The organism is Vagococcus sp. 211, from assembly GCF_056322705.1.
Genome location: NZ_CM150475.1, coordinates 1,956,149 through 1,974,723 on the forward strand (window position 1 = coordinate 1,956,149; position 18,575 = coordinate 1,974,723).

The window sequence follows — 18,575 nt, forward strand, 5'->3', positions numbered from 1 at the left end:
TTATAACACTTTTTATTTATTTCTCAACGGTTTAACCATAGGTCTTTCACCAATAGTTTAAGATTTTATTAAATCATTTAATTATCAATCCATAACATGTGTTACCATCTACTGTTCACCCCTTATCGATTAGTTAAAGGGTTTACCAAATGCTAACTAACATTTATCAATAATTAATTAGTGTTTATATGTTATCTTCTCTACATCTCTATTTAACCAAATATTCGAGCCTATAAATGATTAATTTTGTCTTTTAAAACGACAAAAAAAGAGCAGACACAATTGTCTGCTCTTTTTTAGCTATTACGCTTAGTGATAGTAGTCAAAACGACCTTTTTTAACAAGTGTTTTAGCGTTCCCCACTTCAAGTAATGATTTGTTAATGATGTTTTTCTTCATGATTGATCCGATGTAGCCTTTTACTTCTTTGCCCATCACGTTACCAATCCCTACATTGTTACCAATAGAAGCAACTGTTCCTAAAGGTTCAAATGTAAAGGCTTCTGTTGTACCATTTGCTAATCTTGCAGCTAAATGATCCCCAACATATTCACCTTGTTTTAGTGCGATTTGTGCTGTTGTTGGGAATGGACGGTCTGCCGCTTTATCCATAACACAACTCACATCACCAATCATGTAGATTTCTGGGTGGTTTTCTACTGTTAAATCAGCTTCAACCATCACACGTCCACGACGTTCAGCAAATCCTGAAGCACCTACAACTGTGCTACCTTTAACCCCTGTTGTCCAGATAATTGTGTTCGCTTCAACTTCTTTGCGTTCACCATTTTCTTCATAAACAACAGCGCCATCTTTGATTTCTTTAATTGGTGTGCCAACTTTAAAGTTAACCCCACGACCTTTAAGAACATCAATACCATAAGTTCCTAATTTTTCAGAGAACATTGGTAATAAAGTAGGCATTGCTTCGATACATGTAATGCTTACTTTTTCTTTTGGAAAATTAAGTTTTGATGCTAATTTAGGAATACGATTCGTAATTTCTCCTAAATACTCAATACTTGTAAATCCAGCACCACAAACCACGATAGATAAATCTTTGTCATCTTTAGATGACGCGTAGTTAGCTAAGGTTTTGTCTAAGTGAGCACGTGCTGCTTCTGCCGTTACAATGTTAACAAGTGGTAGTGAGTAATCATCTACTCCCGGAATACCAAATGTTTCAGATTCAAATCCTAAGGCAATAACTAAATAATCATACGTTAATTCACCTTTGTTTGCTAGCGTTACTACTTTATCTTCTTTATTAATCAATGTTACTGTATCTTGAATAAAAGTTACTTTATCTTTAGAAAGCACATCTTCAATTTTGAATGTAATTTTGCTAGCTGGCTCTGTTCCTGCCGCTACCTCGTGTAATTGTGTTGACTCATAGTGATAGTCATTTTTGTTAACTAAAACAATCTCAGCATTAACATTTTTCTTTTGTAATTGCTTAGCTGTTTTTAGTCCAGCATAACCTGCACCTAAAATGACGATTTTTTGTTTTTTCATTACTTTCCCTCCCAAAACATTTCTATACAACTATAGGAGTTCTTACTCATAATGTCAAAGAATTAGCCTATCATTTTGTGATTTATTTTTTATTATTAATGGCCTCGCTTTTTGCCAGTCTAGAAAAGTACCAAATACTTAAAGCATTCACTAAACTCACAAAGGCTCCGTACACAATTAAATGATTCACAAACTTACCACGAGACAGTCCAAAGGCATTCAATTCAATTAAAATAACTCCTAATCCTAGTAAATAAGCACTCATAGTTAATTGGCTCGCATTCGCAAAGATATGGGCATTTTTTTCTGTTTTACGGTAGTGGCTCACTTGTCGGTAGTAATATAACATACTCACAATGATAATGACGAACGCAACGCTATTAATAATTAATTTCATACTATATCCCCTTCATTCAAAAAATACTGATAAATTGTACCATTTTTTTAATCCTTTGACTATGATTCTTCCGAATTAAAATGTTTCCTTATATTTTGTGCCACTGTTTTGGGTAAGCCTATGTTTCTTAACTCTTCTTCTGTGGCTTCAGCAATTTTTTTCACGGATTTGAATTCTTTCAGGAGATGTTGCTTTCTTTTTGGTCCGAGTCCTTCAATATTATCTAATTTAGAGGCAAAGCTTGTCTTACTGCGTGTCGTGCGGTGGAACGTAATCGCAAAACGATGGACCTCATCTTGTATACGTTGCAACAAGAAAAACTCGGGAGATTGTCGTTTCAAAGGGACCACTTCAAGGTCTGGTCCAAACAACAATTCACTGGTCTTGTGTTTATCATTTTTAGCCAATCCCGCAATGGGTATATCTAATCCCAATTGATTATCAAGTACCTCTTGGGCTGCATGGACTTGTCCTTTGCCCCCATCAATTAAAATCAAATCAGGAAGAGGAAGGTTTTCTTTTAATACCCTAGAGTATCTACGGTAGATTACCTCTTTCATTGACGCATAATCGTCTGGTCCGTCTACTGTTTTTATTTTAAATTTACGGTAATCTCTTTTTTGTGGCTTACCATCAATATATACGACCATCGCTGATACAGGGTCTGTTCCCATAATATTAGAATTATCAAAGGCCTCTATTCTGATAGGTGTCGGAATTCCCATGGCATTGCCTAATCGTTCAATGGCACCAACGGTTCGCTCTTCTTTTCGTTCAATTAAACTAAACTGCTCTTTTAAATAGATATGGGCATTCTTATTAGCTAATTCTACTAATTTTTTCTTTTCTCCCCGTTGTGGTTGATACACTTTCGCAGCTACCATAGCCGCAACACTCTCTTTATCGATTGTTTGTGGTATAAAGATTTCTTGTGGCATAAAATGTTGGGCTGATTGATAAAACTGGCCAATAAAAGTTAAAAAATCCATCTCCGCTTCATTATAGAAGGGAAAGTCAAAGACTTGTCGCTCAATTAGTTTCCCTTGACGGACGAAAAAGACTTGAACCACCATCCATCCCTTATCCACAGCGTAACCAAACACATCTCGGTCAACAAAATCTGCATTGGTCATTTTTTGTTTCGTCATAACTGCTTGGATAGCATTGATTTGATCCCGGTACTCTGCCGCTTGCTCAAAGTTCATCTGTTCAGCTGCTTCTTGCATCTTCTTCTCGATTTTCTTCTGAGTCTCCATATACCCCCCACCGTTTAAGAAGTGTTTAATTTCTTCTACCATCTCTTTGTACTGCTCTTCAACGACGTCATTAATACAAGGTCCTAAACATTGGCCCATATGATAATACAAGCAAACCTCATTAGGTAAATTTTGACACTTCCTTAAAGGATACATTCTATCTAACAACCGCTTTGTTTCATTGGCTGCTCGCACATCAGGGTAAGGTCCAAAATAAATGGCATTGTCCTTTAATACCTTGCGAGTAATCAATAACCGAGGGGCTTTTTCGTTAGTGATTTTAATAAAAGGATACGACTTATCGTCTTTCAACATAATATTGTATTTAGGCATGTTCTTTTGAATCAAATTGATTTCAAGAAGGAGTGCTTCGGTATTGGATTCGGTGACGATGTACTCAAAATCCACAATTTCACTGACAAGTCGTTCCGTCTTAGTGTCATGACTTCCTGTAAAATAAGACCGCACACGATTTTTGAGTATCTTAGCTTTTCCAACGTAAATAATCGTACCGTCTTTGTCTTTCATTAAGTAACATCCTGGTTGATCAGGAAGCAAGGCTAGTTTGTTTTTTATTCGTTCATTCATTGATTATCCCCACTTATCACATTATATCTACTTAGTATAGCACTGAATGAAAACAAAAATCACCTGATAGTACCTAACTATCAGGTGATTTAATGGATTATAAATATTTGTTGAATAATGCTTCTAATTGAGGTTTTTGTTGCACGCCAACCATTGTTTCTACTACTTTATCATCTTTTTTCAAGATTAATGTTGGAATACTCATAATACCAAAAGCTTGGCTTGTTTGAGGGTTTTCGTCAACGTTGACTTTCACAATTTTAACACGGTCTTCAAAGTCGTTTGATAGACCTTCTAAGATAGGTGTTTGCATACGACAAGGTCCACACCAAGGTGCCCAAAAGTCGATTAATACTAACCCTTCATTTGTTTCTTCAGTAAAATTAGCATCTGTAATATCTAATACCATAATTATCCATCTCCTTAAGTTATCTAAAGAAATCATACCATAGGGGGTAGTCCATTTCTATTTATTTGCTTACTATTTAAATGTTGCGATGGTCGCACCGTCTCCCCCTTGATTATGAGGGGCATATTCATAACTTGCTACTCGGCGATTTTGTTTCAAGTAATCTTGAACCCCTTTTTTAATCGCACCAGTTCCACGACCATGAACAATGGTGACTTGTGGGTAGTTAGCTAATAATGCCGCATCAATGTATTGATCCAGGTCTGCTAAGGCAGCTTCATACCGTTTACCACGTAAATCAAGTTGTGTGGATACAGCCTGTCTAGCCCCTCCGCCACTGCTTCTGACACCTGTCACACGCATAGTTGATTCTTTCTCTGGTGCGAGTAGGGTCATATCATCTTCATTAATCGTCATTTTCAAAATACCTAGTTGAACTTGCCAATCAGTATTTCCCACTTTTTTAAGAAGGGTTCCTCGTTGGCCAAAGGTTTCGACTTTGACATCGTCTCCTTCTTTAAAGTTCTTTTTCGCTTTCGCTTTTTGAAGGACCTTATTTTTCTTCAGATGGTCTTCTTCATGCTTCAAATCAGACATTTGCGTTTTAATATCAATCAATTCATGCTCTTTCACGACTTGATGATTGTCTCCACGAAGTTGTAATTGTCGAATCTCTTGAATGAGTTTTTCAGCGTCTTTTTCTGCGGAAGCAATAATCTCGTTGGCTTGCTGCTTCGCTTTGCCTAGCTCTCTCTCTCGTTCTGTAAAGAACTCTTGGTAGGCTTCTTTCAGTTCACGATGTAACTCCTCTGATTCTTCCACATGATGACGGACTTCTAAATACTCCGTCTCTGTCATTTTTCGTTGGTTCTCTAAATCAGAAATCATGTCATTCAAGTCTTGGCTTTCTCCGTCAATGATTTGTTTAGCCTGATCAATAATGCTTGTATCTAGTCCTAATCTCTTAGAAATATCAAAAGCATTACTACGACCTGGAATACCAATCAATAAACGATACGTTGGACTCAACGTATCCACATCAAACTCCATACTCGCATTGATGGTTCCCGCACGGTTGTAGCCATATACTTTTAGTTCAGGGTAGTGAGTGGTTGCCATCACATAAGCCCCCTTAGCTCCTACTTGGTCTAAAATAGAGATAGCCAAAGCAGCCCCCTCTTGTGGATCTGTCCCGGCGCCTAACTCATCAAATAGAACTAAACTATTTTCATCTAGATGGTGCAAGATATCCACAATATTCGTCATGTGTGAGGAGAACGTACTCAAGTTTTGTTCGATGGACTGCTCATCGCCAATGTCAGCAAAAATATCTGAAAAAATGCTAATAACACTGTCTTCATGAGCTGGTATCGGCAATCCTGCTTGTCCCATCAATTGTAGTAGCCCTAAGGTTTTTAATGTAATCGTTTTACCACCTGTATTAGGTCCTGTAATGACAATCGCCTGATAATCTTCTCCTAGAATAATATCATTAGGTACTACTTTATCTTCATCAATCAACGGGTGACGGGCTTGTTTTAAAGACACTTTCTTATCTACGTTTAAATGCGGAACAATGCCCTTCATTCCTTTACCAAATAACGCTTTAGCATTAATAAAGTCTAGCTTTCCTAATACAAAGGCATTTTGCAGTATTTCTTGGCGATAAGGGGCTAGTTCATTAGATAATTCGGCTAAGATACGCTCGATTTCTTGGCGTTCTGCGATTTGATGTTGACGTAATTTATTATTAAGTTCTACTACTTGTCTTGGTTCAACAAAGACGGTTTGACCTGACGCACTTTGGTCATGTACTACTCCGCCTAATTGACTACGGTACTCACTCTTAACAGGGATAACATAACGATCATTACGCATGGTAACAATGGTGTCACTTAAATATTTAGCCTTGCTTCCACGTAATATACCGTCTAACTGTTCTCTGACACTTTGTTCAGATTTACGTATGCTTTGACGAATCTGTTTTAATTCTGCTGAGGCTTCATCTGTTACACGGCCGTCTTCCTCGATGGACAAACGAATGGCTTTTGAAATTTCAGGTAAGGCAATCATTTTGTCTCGCCAATCGTATAACCTTTGAAGCTCTATTTCTGCTGCTTCTAAGTCGTCAAAGAAACGTTGGACTTCTGTCACACTACTTAAGACGCGGCCAACTTGAGCTAACTCAAGGCCATTCAACATGGCACCAATCTCAATACGCTTCATGTGAGGCTTAATTTTTTCTAAAACAGGGATTGGAATCCCACCTCTTAAACGCAGCACATCAAAAGCATCTTTGGTCTCTTCTAAACTTTCTTCTATTTTGTCTTCATCACTTGTTGGAACTAAGTGTGTGACGTGTTCTTCTCCCAATTTTGTCACAATGTATTGGGATAATAATTGTTTAATTTTATCAAACTCTAAAATAGTTAAAATCCTACTATTCATCTCTTTGTTCACTTCCCCATCTCTGATCTACTCTGTTGTTAAAAGAAAAAGAACCACGTACTGGTTCTTCTTTACGTTCATCATTTAATTATTTTTGTCACCCACCAAGATTCTAATAAATTAGACATAACTGGCGTATGATTGACTAAATTTTGAGCTAAGTTGCTTTTGCTAAATTGATTCTGAATCACCGGTAACGGAACGGTTGCAAGTAAGGTTAACACAATCGTTAATCCAAACAACATCATCAGTCCACTGACGATACCACCGGCTAAATCATTGCCTTGTTTTAAAATAGGGATAAAGGTCAACGAATAGCTCAACATCCCAACAAATCGGGTGATAAGCCATCCAGCAATCATCACTAATATAAAAGCAAATCCGGCATAAAACACTTGATCCATATCAAACATCATTGAAGAATCAAATAACACAAATTGAGTCTTTGCTGTTGGCGCTGGGTAAGGCACCCATAACTCAAGCATTTTCCCTAATTTTTTGTAATAGTTTTGAGCGACAATAAACGTGATAGTATACCCTGCAACGTAAACCAACTGTAGCACAAGGCCTCTTCTATATCCTGTATAAAATGCCATGGCTAGTAATAAAAAAATCATTATAGTTAACATATATTCAAACCTTATCTTTAGATTTTGTTGCTCGTTGTTTTCTTGTGGTCATTGTTTCTTTGAATTTTTTCTTTGACCTGTTGATTTAATATCTTTTGTACCTCAATGTGATTATCCATCTCTGCCTCTGTTAATTCTCGGTTTTCTTGTATCGCAACTTGTCTGGCTTCTTTCTCACGCTCTTCAATTTTAGCAATTCTATCTTCTAATTCTTTGGTTTGCTTTAGTTCTCGGGTGAGACGCTCAATTTCTTTTCGTTGGTCCAAAATCGTCTCTTGTTGCTTCACCTGAAGCGATAGTGTATTAATTGCTAATAACGTTGCGGCTTGCTCTGTTGAAATATTTGGGGTCTGTTGTTTAATTATTTCTAATTGTTCATTCGCCAAATCATTCACGATATCCATATGATAGTGGCTTTCATTACCGATAATGGTATAAGAATTACCTGCAATCGTCGCTTTGTATCTTTTTTTCTCTTCATGAGATACCATAGTGCCCCTCCTTACCTTGTCCATGATAACATTAGCTTAATTATAACGAAGTTTTGAATAAATGACAATTTTATCCAATAAAATTAGCCGTTTTTTCCTCTTCCTTATTTTCCAAAGCCGCTTTTTTTTGCTAAACTAAGAACCAAACAAAGAAGATAAGAAAGGTCGGAAAAAAACAGTGAGCCAATCCATTACCCTTAAATTAGATAAATCTACCATTACTAAGATGCAAAAACACTACGAAAATAACTTAGGAAAAACGCCACCTTACGCTATATTCTCTGCCAAAATACCAGGAGCAGTGATTACAGCTTACCAGTCAGGAAAAGTTCTATTCCAAGGAATACAAGCAGAAAGTGAAGCAAGTCGTTGGGGCAATGGGTCACCTTCTACGGCACCTAAACAAAATAAAAGTAAAGGTACTACCTTGCCCCGTGATTTTGCTTCTTGGTCTGTTGTTGGCAGCGACGAAGTTGGGAACGGAAGCTATCTAGGTCCTGTTGTGGTGTGTGCCGCTTATGCCACAAAGGAACAACTGCCTCTTTTAAAAGAACTAGGGGTAAAAGATTCTAAAATGTTAACAGATCCAATGATAAGAAAGATTGCAAAAGATATCGAACACGTTGTCTTATTTAAAAAACTGATTGTGACACCTAAAAAATACAATGAGATTCAGCCTAACTATAATGTGAACCGCATGAAAGTAGCTTTGCATAATCAAGCCATTTATTTACTACTACAAGAATTAGCCCCTGTCACACCTGATGGGATTCTTATTGACCAATTCACACCAGAGACCAATTACAGAGAGTACCTCGCCTCTGAACAATACCAAGTGACAGATAACCTCTATTTCGCCACCAAAGGGGAGCAACATCACCTAGCTGTTGCAGCAGCATCGATTATTTGTCGTGCCACTTTTTTAGAAGAATTAGATAAAGCGAGCAAAGAACTTGGGTTTACTATCCCTTCTGGCGCTGGTAATAAGTCAGACCTAGCTGCAGCAAAGATCATTAAAAAAGGCGGAAAAGCTCTCCTTTCAGATTATGCCAAACTTCATTTTGCTAACACTGAAAAAGCGATGACTTTGGCTAACCGCTAATAAAAAATGAGGCCCTCTTAAGGAGAGCCTCATTTTTTTATTTCAAGCCATAAACACTCACACCATAAATTCTAGCCGCAGAATCTGCTCCTTGGGTTGGTTTGTCGATGGTTAACCTCACATATCTAGCTGACGTTGCGCTAAATGTATCCACACTTGTTGCTCCTTCATTGTTGATAACTCGGGTAACTTTTTCAAACTCTTTCCCGTCTTCACTCACTTCAATCGTGTATGCTCGGGTATTCATATCTGGTCCTTCTCCCCCTGCTTCTGCATGATCAAGGTGGACTTCACTAATTGTTTTTGCTTCCCCTAAGTCCAACGTAATAGAGTGAGGTGGTGTTCCTGTTGCACACCATTTGGTATCCAACTTACCATCTACCGCAAATTCTGGTGCTTCACCGTCATTAACAAAAGAAGAGGCTTCTGTATCCACACCCTTAGATACTAAATCTAAGTCTCCCTTAGCTTTATCATCTACTGTTATTAAGGATGTCCTCTCAATCGGTGTTTCTCCTGCTTTATTAATCGCCGTCATTTTTACTGTATACGTTCCGGCTTTTTCAAAGGCTACAACTGGATTATCATCCGTACTTGTTTCGATGTCTCCTCCTTCAAATTCCCACTTCACGCTTTCTGTGTTCGTAGAAGAATTATTAGTAAAGGTTACCTTATCTCCTGGTGCAATCAAGGTACGAGACGCGTTGAAGTCTGCTTTTGGTACACTATTATCAGGCCATTCCATCGTCACACTTTCTGACGCTTTGCCTCGGTTACCAAAATTATCAACAGGGACTACTTCAAAGACGGTTTTGTTTGTCTCATCGTTTCTTTCTAACGCATTAATGTAGTGGTTAGCTGCTGGGGTTGCTCCTAAGAATGACCGGGTCTTATCCCCATTCACTCGGTAAATCTCATAGTAAGAGACCGCGTCTGACTTATCTTCATCCCAGAATAAACGGACACCAGCAAAATTACTTTCTTCTTCATCAAAGATAGCATCCTCAATCGTTAATCCTGCCACAGACATGTTAACTTTCTCTGCTTTTGGTTGGGCTGCCAATTGACCTAGACGCAATTCGTAAGTATCTGATCCTTCCTCTGCCTCGATGTCATAAGAAATCGACGTAATCACTTTTCCTTCTGCCTTTTTCGTGTCATAGGTGATGGTTGTCCACTCGTCCTCCACCTTTTTATCTCCTTTAAACACTTCCGTCGTCTCATCTTCAAAACCTAACACTAAGTTCAGTTCTGTCTCTTCTGACGCTTTGGCGGTAGTCGTAAACAAGATGTCTTTTTCAAGTCTAGCTTCCAAGCCATACAACTTCATTCTACTGGTTTCCCCGTCTGTCATATTCCCTCTTAATTTCAAGGAATTTCCACCATTGTAAGCATCAGCGTAATCCATAGTCACATCCAAACGATTATCCTTACCATGTTCAAAGTTCCAACGATAGGTCGGCATCACATCTTGCATGCTTCGGTTGTTCCAATTCATACTTGATACTTTATCACCATCAATAAAGTAATTATAACCATTTCCTAAGTTAAAGTTTGTTTTAAATGGTAAGCTCGTGATAGCTGTCTGTTCCACTGCAAATGTAGAGATACCTGGCCATTCGTTATCTTTTGGTAACTCACCTTGCGTGGCATCCATCTTACTATTTACCCAAAAAATGTTTTCTCTTGTTTGAAAATCATCTGGATCTCCTGCAGTATCATGGGTCCAACTAGGAACATATAAACCAAGAGATGTGTAAGCTTTTCCTTCCCCATCAGTAAACAAATCCCATTTTACTGGTGTTGAATAACCATTCTCTTGGACATCAATGCCCGCATATAAATCATAAGGGTTTATTTGTAGCTCTTCCGCTTTTTTCTCTGACGCCTTCAATAACTCGTCTTTGGCGTACTTGTCCGTGTTCCACCAAAAGTTTAAGAACATGCTATCAGCTAATGGGTTCATCTCTGCATCAACCATATACGCTTGATTTTTATCTGTTAAGGCATTTTGCCAGTCCATCTCTCCCTCGCTTGTCATAGAGTCATACCACATTAACTCTAAGTCATCCCCCGCTGTTTTTTTGTATTCTGCCATCAACTCTTGCATTAAATCAGCATGTTCTTTAGACAGGCCACCTTCTGTTGCGCCTTCTTTGTCTGATTCTTTACCTTCTTTTACGTCATCAAAACTCGTTACTTCTGTATCAGTTTCTTGATTAATAAACCAACCATCAAAACCATAAACATTAGCCACTTCAATTAACTTATCCACCATAGGGAAGTGTCCTTCTGAGTCTTTTTCTAGGAACGTGTCTAACCATTCAATTTGACCACCGTGAGCTGTTTGCGGGAAAAAGATAGTTCCCAATACAGGTACACCATTTTTATGAGCTGCGTCAACAACATCAGCACTAGGCGGAACAATAATTCCTTCCCCTGAAGACCCTCCCCAATAAACAAGTTGGTCAATATACTGCCAGTTAGAAAAAACATTGGCATCAAAAGTATTACTACCATGAGGTGCATTACCACTGGTACTACTGTTCATAATAGATAAGGCCACAACTTTCATCTCTTCGTTTTGTGTGCCATTGGCTTTTGGTAAGCTTTCTTTTGCTACACGTGTTGCTAGTGGTGTGTGACTAATATTGTATTTAGCATCTAAATCTTTGTCCGCATCCCAAGCAAGTAATTCTTCTGGAAACCAATAAGAGGACTCTGGTTGATTCTCCATCCCTTTGTCTATTTTACTTGCTTCTGTTTCAGAAAAATTAATGTCGCTTTTTCCTGTTTTGATCCCGCCATCATTAGAACATCCTGCCATACCTACAGTCGTTGCCACAAGCAACACTGCTGTAGATGCTTTTCTAAACTCACTGTATTTCATGTATATCCCCCTAATTTTTCTTTTTGTCTACTCAACTGACTGATACATAGGAAGTCTTGGTCTGTTTACACTTCCCCACTAACAAAGATAACGGTTTCATTATCATTTGATAACGAACAAACTATAGGATTAATGAGACAAATTATAGTTATTATACCTTTTAAATAATAATTTATGTTATTTTAAGACTACAATAAGAGGATAGTAATGATAATAAACATCGGGTAGTCAAAGAAAATAAAAAAACTTACCCCCGATACAACAAGGGGTAAGTTTTTATTTATCTCTTATAATTCTTCTTCTGCTTCAAATAGCTTTCACATTTCAGTATGTATTAAATTGTTTGAACATAGTAGAAAAATGTGTTTTGATGGCGTTCAACTATCACTATAAATCAGTAACTATAAAATGAATGGCATTCAATATGGCATTCAGTTAGTAAATCCAATTTATGCGGACGCTATTTTATACATTCTATCTAAAAAAATAAACTATTTAATACAAACCGAAACGGTATATCTGTATTAAATAGTCTATATTGAAGAATAACCAGCCTATAAACAACTTAGCTTATAAGTGATAAACGGTCTCACCGTTTTTTCCTTTGAATAAATCTTATCACTACAAATGATATTTAGCAACAACTTTACAAAAAACTTCATAAACTTCTTTTAATTCTTTTTGCTCACTATAATAAATGTTTCTCTTAGAACATCTTATTTTTAACCTCGACAGTTCTTCTTTTCTATCTTCTTTCATATCCTCGCTGCTTATATACTTCTCGTGTAACATTAAAATACAAATAAAATCATGGATTTTTTTATTGGATATAATTTGTTTTCTTTCTAATTTTTTAACCCCTGCTTTTTCAGCATATTCCGTAACTTCTTGTTTAGGTTTTATTTGTTTTTTTAATGTAATATTTAATAATAACGGTCTACTATGAGCTGCTGAATCTCTAAAATTTTTAGTATATTTTAAAAGATCATACGCTTCTGTAAAAGTATTTTTGTTTGACTTATTGGCTTCATAATAAAATTCTATAAAGCGAATTAACTCCCCAAAGGACATCAATTCTATTAATACCCAAATAGGAGGGTTATTCTTTCTTTTTTCATATAACTCATAATGATAACCTGTTGAATCTTTATTTCTAGACATAATTTTTCTGTCTACTGATATATAATTATTTATATCAAACCTTGGATTTTCAGATAACAACTTACTCCTACAATACTCGTTATACTCACTCACAATCGAGTAACCATCTTCTGACTTAGAGTCTGTTATCGCATTTACCAACAACGCCTTAAGAGAATGTTCTATATCTAAATTTAATTTTATCAATATATATCTAAGATACATATCTATCGTTGCTAAGTCATTTAACATACCAAAATCTAATCCCACGTATGATCCATTTTTTTTATTTATATTTTTTCGAAACGCTGTAACTTTATAATAATACGTATTTTTCGATAGATACTCTTTTGCTTTTTCTTCGTTGATATGTTTAAATTCTATTCCTTTGTACTTCATATATGTTATTTGATCATCTAATGATAATTTACCATTTGCTTGAACAATTTTTAAAACCCTACTTATATCTTCATCATTACTTTCTGTATTAATTAATAACTTAGATGATTTTTTATCTTTTTGTATCTCCTTACCAACCTGTGACAACTTTTTCATATTTTCACTATCAATTTTCATTAGATTGTCTCCTAAAATATATTTTAATATTAGTATACGTTCGATATCTTGATATTTCAATTCATTATCTTTTTTAAAAGCTGTTGATTGATTAATTACATCATCAAATAATGAAGCAGGTTAACAATTGTTAACGTCGCAATCTATAAATATGTTAGCATTAATTCTAATAATCCCCAATAACAAAACTTAGTAATTTTTAGTATTTATTAAAGGGTCGTAACATTATTACGAGCCACAAGATACCTGCGCGAACTATTAGTACCCCCAGCTTCGAAAGGTTAAGAATAATATTCGCACCCTCTAACTTAGCTGATATTTAATTCAGATACCCAAGCCAAAAATGGCTTCGGCTAATAAAAAAGGATACGAATATTGTTCGTACCCTTTGACCTGACCTAAGGATTGTTTACTTCAGCTTTACCCTATCACTTCGAGTGATAACGACTGCACACATAAGCATTGTAAGGCTTTTAAATTAGTATAGCTGGGTAAATACCTGGAGTAAGGATTGCTTACTTCTTCTTTCTCCACTTGTGGAGAATAAACTTTGATATCGTTTTGAACGACAATTAACTAGTAAGACATGCTACCCGGAGGAGATTTACCTTGGGCTTAACAAAGCCAAAATTGGCTCGGTTGATGTTACGAGCACACAAAAGTGTGGTGTCATATACGAGTGGTAAGGTAGCATAAAATTATGCCACCCTGCCGATTATTCGGCTACCCTACCGCTTAACGCTAAATTGCGTTATCCTCATGCATGTTACACCTCAATAGATGATACAAATAATACTTGTACCAGGTACTACCTAATACGTAAATAGTACAGGTTAGATAAAAACATACTCTAATAATTACAGTTTTGAGGGTAAAAAGGGATGATTGCTTTTCCATTTATATAATTGACTATTTGTATATTTGTATATTTGTATACAGAGCTTCTATTACTATCTACAAGCTTTTATCCAATTTATGAATAGTATATGGTTCGTTATTTTTGTTATAATTTATAAGTTATAAGTTATAACTCTATACCTTATCAAACACTACAATTAATGATTTCTAAAAAAGCATTTAAACAACAAAAGAAAAAACCACTAATTAAAGTGATTTATCCAATTCATTAATTCTTCCATCTAGTTTAGTTGTATCCAGGATATATTCTATACCTCTAAAACTTTCACCCCCCACTTCTCCTGCTACGCTTTCCATAATACCCAACACATCACTAGGAACAGCATCAATCGTGTATACCTTACTTTCTTCGTATTGATCTTTAAAAAGTGTCGCAAACTCGGTTTTTGTTGTCCAGGACATACCTACGCTTAAGTTTGGTAAACTTCCACGATATAAAGTTATAGGCTTCAAGTCTTCCTGCTTAATCTCTGTATTCGTTACATAACCGACTTCTTTAAACTTATCTTCCCACCAATTATAACCAACGAGTATCGCTGACCCTTTACCTAGCCAAGCAGACATGAGATATTTTTGTTTATCTTCTAGGTTAAGATGTTTCCACCATTTCTCCAACATAGCCGGCTTATCATAGGGAAACGCTTCTGTAATAGCATACTCCGGACTATTACTATACCAACACCATTCACGTTGTTTTCTAGCTTCATCCCAAAACAATTCTTCTTGGTATTTAGAAAGCTTGTCTATGCCGTATTGCCTTCTAAAAATATCCCAAAACACTTTTATATTGTATTCTTCGTTCGTCATCGTCATAGCTCCTCCATGAAATATTTTTATATAATCAAAAAGCCCACTAATTAAAGTGGGTTTTCATTTATTGACACAGATTGTCAAGATCGTATCGACTAATCAATCCTAATGGTTCAGTAACTTTTTTATTGCCTAAGACTTCCCTTGCTACGCCAGTGAAATTATTTGTATAAGATAAAGTAACTTTTTCAAGACTAGAAATATTCAAGTAATTACTATAATCATCATGTACTTGACTTTCAAATTTATCCAACGCTGATTCTAATTCATTATCACTAGCTGTAATTGTCGTCTGTATAGCCGTTAAAACTTCTTTAATAGATTGTTCTATCTTGTTCCTAGATTCATTTTTAACGTCGTTTACATAGCTCTTTTTAACATCGTTTAATTCCTTAGCCAGACCTTTACTGATACTATCAACAAGTTCTGTGCGTTCTTGTTCGGCATCTTTCAAAGCTACCTCAAAATCACTTAATTCTGATTTCCTTTTAATAGTTGATTCAATGGATTTTTTATTTAATCCATCTTTTTTTGTCACATCAATTTTATATTCCTCTACTAAGTCAGATAAAATTTTTATACGTGTGTCTAGTTCACTAAATTTTCCAGTCGTTTCAATAAATAATTGGTTATATTTTTTATTCATTATATTCCTCCTAGTAAGAATCCGTAATTCTATATTTATTTAAATCTTGAATATCTTTTCTTTGTTCCATATTAGATCGTTGTAATTCTAATAGATTATCTTGGGCATATTTTTTCGCCACGCCCTCCTGTTCATCAAGACTGTATAATTCAATTTTTTTAGCTTGATTGTCATCCAATCCATATTCTTTACTCAATAATTCTGCCATTCTTTTTTGTACTGGATCAACCTTGTGTTCATTCATTATTATTTTCCTTCTTTCTTTTTATATTATTTTGGTCGTAATACCAACACTCATCCGGTTCTAATAGCTGAAGTAACTCACAGTAAACATCGTCCGTTACACGCTCACCTTTAGCCATCTTAGTGCTGATTCTTTTAACTATCTTATTACTTTGTTGCTCCTCAATTAAACCTGTGTAGTAAGTAATCTTAGCTCTTATTTGATTAAAGGCTTCATCGTTGACTTCTTGACTATAACGTCCCGATGTCCTTCTCAATAACTCTATATCAATCGTTATAAACGTTAAATCCATTGCAATAGCTTCAAAAAATTGATAATTATCATTCGTAGGCTCTAACTCTTGTTCTAATTGCTTTAATCTTTTCAGTAACATCTTGTTATTCATTACTCTTGCCCTCTTATAACTTCCTCGATACCCTCAACACGTTCTTGAATATCATCTATATCAATAGAACGGTACGCCATTTCTAGCACTGTCTTAGCTGATTGAACCCTTGCGCTCGGTGTGGAGTTCTCTTTATCATGCATAACGTCCTCTAGCACCTTTACCGCATCATCTGAAGCTTGTTGAAGCTTACCTGTAACCTGTTGCATTAGTTCACGCCTAATGGCTCTATACTCTTTAATAAAGGTTTCGTCTTTCATGTACTTAAAACCTGTGTTCTTATTAATACCTGCTAAAGCACACGCTTTTTCAATCGTATCTGTTTCAAACAAAGCTTTTAAAAACTTTTCTTGTCGTTGGTTTAATAACTCCGCCACGTTATCACGTCCTTTCATATACTTGTTTTTACTACCTTCCACTATTCAAAGTCGGATATATCATCAATGAATACCACTTGATAGCCGTTATCTTTAACGTATTGATCTAATTGTTCCTCGTTAAATCTCCACGGCCCTATTGTTCCATCATCGTTTAAATCTGTTATAAGTACCGGGTTAATCGGTTTCACTAATTTCTTTTCTATATTTGTAATTCGGTCCGATAATGATTTTCTATAATAATTAGGCATGTTATAGCTCCTTTCCTAACAAAAAAAGAGGACACAAGCCCACCACTCGATTAAGAGTAATTTGCTTATGCCCTCTGGTTTTTCCAGTCAGACTTGTATCTATATGTTATCTATATTATAACACTTTATAACGTTTCGTACTACATTTACACGCTTTTTACTACGTTTTATTAGGCTAATTTTTGACTTGTTTTAGTTTCTAGGTACATTACTTTACCATCTTGAACAACAATTCTAACCTCACCATACTTTGGTAACTCTACCACTGTATTTTTACCTTTTGAATCGATGTATACTTTATCCATTATAATTTCCTCCTAATTGTTTTTAGTTGTTAAACTGCCGTTACTATTAGTCTTTTTTGACTATCCAATAACTAGCTCAATCTCTCTAACTCACTGACGCTTAAAGCTTCACGCTCAAAACCATATTGTTCTAACTTCAATACGCCTTGTTTTACCACATCATCCGATAAATCAAAGACTTGTTTGTCATTGATCCCGATACTTCCTGTTAACCTAATATCACTCACTTCAACATGACCTTTAAGAAAAACATCTTCTTGTATCTCAACGTGTTTAATATATAAAAAGCGATTAATCTTCAGATATATCTTTTCTTTGCTATGAAGTAGCTCATGCCCCACTTCTAACATAACATCCTCTAGTCTTCCCTCTGCTAGCCGCCTATTGGCTCCATACTGTTCTATGGTTACATTCTCATGATAAGCTCTCACTTCGTCGTTAATTGGCATACAGGACGTATACACACCCCTGGTCTTATCAAAAGAACATGTTTTGTTTGTATCGTAATATTTAGCTTTTAACAGACTTAAATCGTCCTCGTTTAACTTAGGCAAGCTATTAAACAATATCTTGGCATTATCCAGCTCACAAGGTTTTAAATCATTCACGTTTTCCTCTAACATCTTCCAACGTCTTAGGTAATATTGAACCCGGACTTTTTTAGTCACTCTATCCCTCCTAAATGGCGAACAAGTCGCCTAGCATCGTTAAATTATTATCAAAATCTGCGGTTAACTCAATTCTCGGCAAGGTTTCCGGTACGTCTATCCCTTCCCTTAAACAGATACACACTTCTATCTCGTTAATTTCATCTAACACGCCATCTTCTAGCCCTTTATCTATCCTCACATCATGACTGTACATAAACCGCTTGTATAAGCTTTGTCGGTCTGTTTTAGATAGACTATTTAAGTACTTGATGAAATAATCACATCTAACTAAGTTGCGTTCTAATTGCTTATCAATGACCTCTAAAGCCATTTGATGTTCTATCACCATCTTTTCAACTTTGAACGCCCTGGCCTGTATACCTAATTCACCATAATCTATCCGTGTAGCCATATTTTGAAGATAGAACGCATGATCAATCATCTTTTTCTTAGCCGTTAACTCTTTGATTTTTTCCGGTAATCTGAAATACTTCTCAATCAATGATAATGTATCAAGCATGCGTTCCTCTCCTTACTTAACCTCGTAA

The 18,575-nt window shown here is 36.0% G+C and carries 19 protein-coding genes; 1 reads left to right on the forward strand and 18 read right to left on the reverse strand.

All coding sequences use genetic code 11. The annotated features are described in order from the left end of the window. Positions 1 to 309: 309 nt before the first annotated feature. The 7 genes from ACVWM0_RS09330 to zapA form a co-directional block, all read right to left on the reverse strand. A complete protein-coding gene (locus ACVWM0_RS09330) occupies positions 310 to 1,515 on the reverse strand; it encodes an NAD(P)/FAD-dependent oxidoreductase (RefSeq protein ID WP_476472368.1) in 1,206 nt (401 codons plus the stop codon). A gap of 82 nt (positions 1,516 to 1,597) precedes the next feature. After that, the gene (locus ACVWM0_RS09335) at positions 1,598 to 1,912 is read right to left on the reverse strand and encodes a hypothetical protein (RefSeq protein ID WP_476472369.1); all 315 of its coding nucleotides are present in this window, start codon (positions 1,910 to 1,912) and stop codon (positions 1,598 to 1,600) included. A gap of 59 nt (positions 1,913 to 1,971) precedes the next feature. Next, positions 1,972 to 3,756 carry an excinuclease ABC subunit UvrC gene (uvrC, locus tag ACVWM0_RS09340; protein WP_476472370.1) on the reverse strand — a complete coding sequence of 595 codons (1,785 nt, stop codon included), beginning with the start codon at positions 3,754 to 3,756 and terminating at the stop codon, positions 1,972 to 1,974. Between the two features lie 97 nt (positions 3,757 to 3,853). Next, entirely contained in the window at positions 3,854 to 4,165 is a 312-nt protein-coding gene (trxA, locus tag ACVWM0_RS09345) for a thioredoxin (RefSeq protein WP_476472371.1), read from the reverse strand. 72 nt (positions 4,166 to 4,237) lie between these two features. After that, positions 4,238 to 6,613, reverse strand: a complete 2,376-nt coding sequence (locus tag ACVWM0_RS09350) for an endonuclease MutS2 (protein ID WP_476472372.1) — start codon at positions 6,611 to 6,613, stop codon at positions 4,238 to 4,240. Between the two features lie 80 nt (positions 6,614 to 6,693). Beyond that, positions 6,694 to 7,242: a CvpA family protein gene (locus tag ACVWM0_RS09355; RefSeq protein WP_476472373.1), complete on the reverse strand. Its 549-nt coding sequence runs from the start codon at positions 7,240 to 7,242 to the stop codon at positions 6,694 to 6,696. A gap of 17 nt (positions 7,243 to 7,259) precedes the next feature. Continuing rightward, positions 7,260 to 7,733, reverse strand: a complete 474-nt coding sequence (gene zapA / locus ACVWM0_RS09360; protein ID WP_476472374.1) for a cell division protein ZapA — start codon at positions 7,731 to 7,733, stop codon at positions 7,260 to 7,262. Positions 7,734 to 7,911: 178 nt separating this feature from the next. Here zapA and rnhC point away from each other — a divergent pair, with 178 nt between their 5' ends. Next, on the forward strand, positions 7,912 to 8,835 hold the full coding sequence (gene rnhC, locus ACVWM0_RS09365) for a ribonuclease HIII (protein WP_476472375.1): 924 nt from the start codon (positions 7,912 to 7,914) through the stop codon (positions 8,833 to 8,835). 37 nt (positions 8,836 to 8,872) lie between these two features. On the opposite strand, the gene ACVWM0_RS09370 is transcribed toward rnhC, so the two are convergent. From ACVWM0_RS09370 to ACVWM0_RS09420, 11 genes are all read right to left on the reverse strand, one after another. Continuing rightward, on the reverse strand, positions 8,873 to 11,725 hold the full coding sequence (locus tag ACVWM0_RS09370) for an endo-beta-N-acetylglucosaminidase (protein ID WP_476472376.1): 2,853 nt from the start codon (positions 11,723 to 11,725) through the stop codon (positions 8,873 to 8,875). Positions 11,726 to 12,346: 621 nt separating this feature from the next. Next, the gene (locus ACVWM0_RS09375) at positions 12,347 to 13,441 is read right to left on the reverse strand and encodes an Abi family protein (RefSeq protein ID WP_476472377.1); all 1,095 of its coding nucleotides are present in this window, start codon (positions 13,439 to 13,441) and stop codon (positions 12,347 to 12,349) included. A 1,104-nt stretch (positions 13,442 to 14,545) separates the two neighbouring features. Next, complete coding sequence (locus ACVWM0_RS09380; RefSeq protein ID WP_476472378.1) at positions 14,546 to 15,166, reverse strand: hypothetical protein; 621 nt, start codon at positions 15,164 to 15,166, stop codon at positions 14,546 to 14,548. A 67-nt stretch (positions 15,167 to 15,233) separates the two neighbouring features. Then, positions 15,234 to 15,815 carry a hypothetical protein gene (locus ACVWM0_RS09385; RefSeq protein ID WP_476472379.1) on the reverse strand — a complete coding sequence of 194 codons (582 nt, stop codon included), beginning with the start codon at positions 15,813 to 15,815 and terminating at the stop codon, positions 15,234 to 15,236. Positions 15,816 to 15,825: 10 nt separating this feature from the next. Continuing rightward, positions 15,826 to 16,059 carry a hypothetical protein gene (locus ACVWM0_RS09390; RefSeq protein WP_476472380.1) on the reverse strand — a complete coding sequence of 78 codons (234 nt, stop codon included), beginning with the start codon at positions 16,057 to 16,059 and terminating at the stop codon, positions 15,826 to 15,828. Continuing rightward, the gene (locus tag ACVWM0_RS09395) at positions 16,052 to 16,444 is read right to left on the reverse strand and encodes a hypothetical protein (RefSeq protein ID WP_476472381.1); all 393 of its coding nucleotides are present in this window, start codon (positions 16,442 to 16,444) and stop codon (positions 16,052 to 16,054) included. Before ACVWM0_RS09395 ends, ACVWM0_RS09390 begins: the two co-directional genes overlap by 8 nt. Further along, entirely contained in the window at positions 16,444 to 16,821 is a 378-nt protein-coding gene (locus ACVWM0_RS09400; protein ID WP_476472382.1) for a phage replication protein, read from the reverse strand. Before ACVWM0_RS09400 ends, ACVWM0_RS09395 begins: the two co-directional genes overlap by 1 nt. Positions 16,822 to 16,862: 41 nt before the next feature. Then, positions 16,863 to 17,072, reverse strand: a complete 210-nt coding sequence (locus ACVWM0_RS09405; RefSeq protein WP_476472383.1) for a hypothetical protein — start codon at positions 17,070 to 17,072, stop codon at positions 16,863 to 16,865. Between the two features lie 170 nt (positions 17,073 to 17,242). Continuing rightward, positions 17,243 to 17,377, reverse strand: coding sequence for a DUF2292 domain-containing protein (locus tag ACVWM0_RS09410; protein WP_476472384.1), 135 nt, complete (start codon positions 17,375 to 17,377; stop codon positions 17,243 to 17,245). A gap of 71 nt (positions 17,378 to 17,448) precedes the next feature. After that, a complete protein-coding gene (locus ACVWM0_RS09415; protein WP_476472385.1) occupies positions 17,449 to 18,045 on the reverse strand; it encodes a hypothetical protein in 597 nt (198 codons plus the stop codon). Between the two features lie 10 nt (positions 18,046 to 18,055). Next, the gene (locus ACVWM0_RS09420) at positions 18,056 to 18,547 is read right to left on the reverse strand and encodes a hypothetical protein (RefSeq protein ID WP_476472386.1); all 492 of its coding nucleotides are present in this window, start codon (positions 18,545 to 18,547) and stop codon (positions 18,056 to 18,058) included. Positions 18,548 to 18,575: the final 28 nt, after the last annotated feature.

Coding starts and splice junctions, on each gene's coding strand:
- zapA (WP_476472374.1), bottom strand. CDS start 7,733: ATGGTATCTCATGAAGAGAAAAAAAGATACAAAGCGACGATTGCAGGT.
- ACVWM0_RS09380 (WP_476472378.1), bottom strand. CDS start 15,166: ATGACGAACGAAGAATACAATATAAAAGTGTTTTGGGATATTTTTAGA.
- ACVWM0_RS09375 (WP_476472377.1), bottom strand. CDS start 13,441: ATGAAAATTGATAGTGAAAATATGAAAAAGTTGTCACAGGTTGGTAAG.
- ACVWM0_RS09420 (WP_476472386.1), bottom strand. CDS start 18,547: ATGCTTGATACATTATCATTGATTGAGAAGTATTTCAGATTACCGGAA.
- uvrC (WP_476472370.1), bottom strand. CDS start 3,756: ATGAATGAACGAATAAAAAACAAACTAGCCTTGCTTCCTGATCAACCA.
- ACVWM0_RS09395 (WP_476472381.1), bottom strand. CDS start 16,444: ATGAATAACAAGATGTTACTGAAAAGATTAAAGCAATTAGAACAAGAG.
- ACVWM0_RS09405 (WP_476472383.1), bottom strand. CDS start 17,072: ATGCCTAATTATTATAGAAAATCATTATCGGACCGAATTACAAATATA.
- ACVWM0_RS09390 (WP_476472380.1), bottom strand. CDS start 16,059: ATGAATGAACACAAGGTTGATCCAGTACAAAAAAGAATGGCAGAATTA.
- ACVWM0_RS09350 (WP_476472372.1), bottom strand. CDS start 6,613: ATGAATAGTAGGATTTTAACTATTTTAGAGTTTGATAAAATTAAACAA.
- ACVWM0_RS09335 (WP_476472369.1), bottom strand. CDS start 1,912: ATGAAATTAATTATTAATAGCGTTGCGTTCGTCATTATCATTGTGAGT.
- ACVWM0_RS09370 (WP_476472376.1), bottom strand. CDS start 11,725: ATGAAATACAGTGAGTTTAGAAAAGCATCTACAGCAGTGTTGCTTGTG.
- trxA (WP_476472371.1), bottom strand. CDS start 4,165: ATGGTATTAGATATTACAGATGCTAATTTTACTGAAGAAACAAATGAA.
- ACVWM0_RS09330 (WP_476472368.1), bottom strand. CDS start 1,515: ATGAAAAAACAAAAAATCGTCATTTTAGGTGCAGGTTATGCTGGACTA.
- ACVWM0_RS09385 (WP_476472379.1), bottom strand. CDS start 15,815: ATGAATAAAAAATATAACCAATTATTTATTGAAACGACTGGAAAATTT.
- ACVWM0_RS09410 (WP_476472384.1), bottom strand. CDS start 17,377: ATGGATAAAGTATACATCGATTCAAAAGGTAAAAATACAGTGGTAGAG.
- ACVWM0_RS09355 (WP_476472373.1), bottom strand. CDS start 7,242: ATGTTAACTATAATGATTTTTTTATTACTAGCCATGGCATTTTATACA.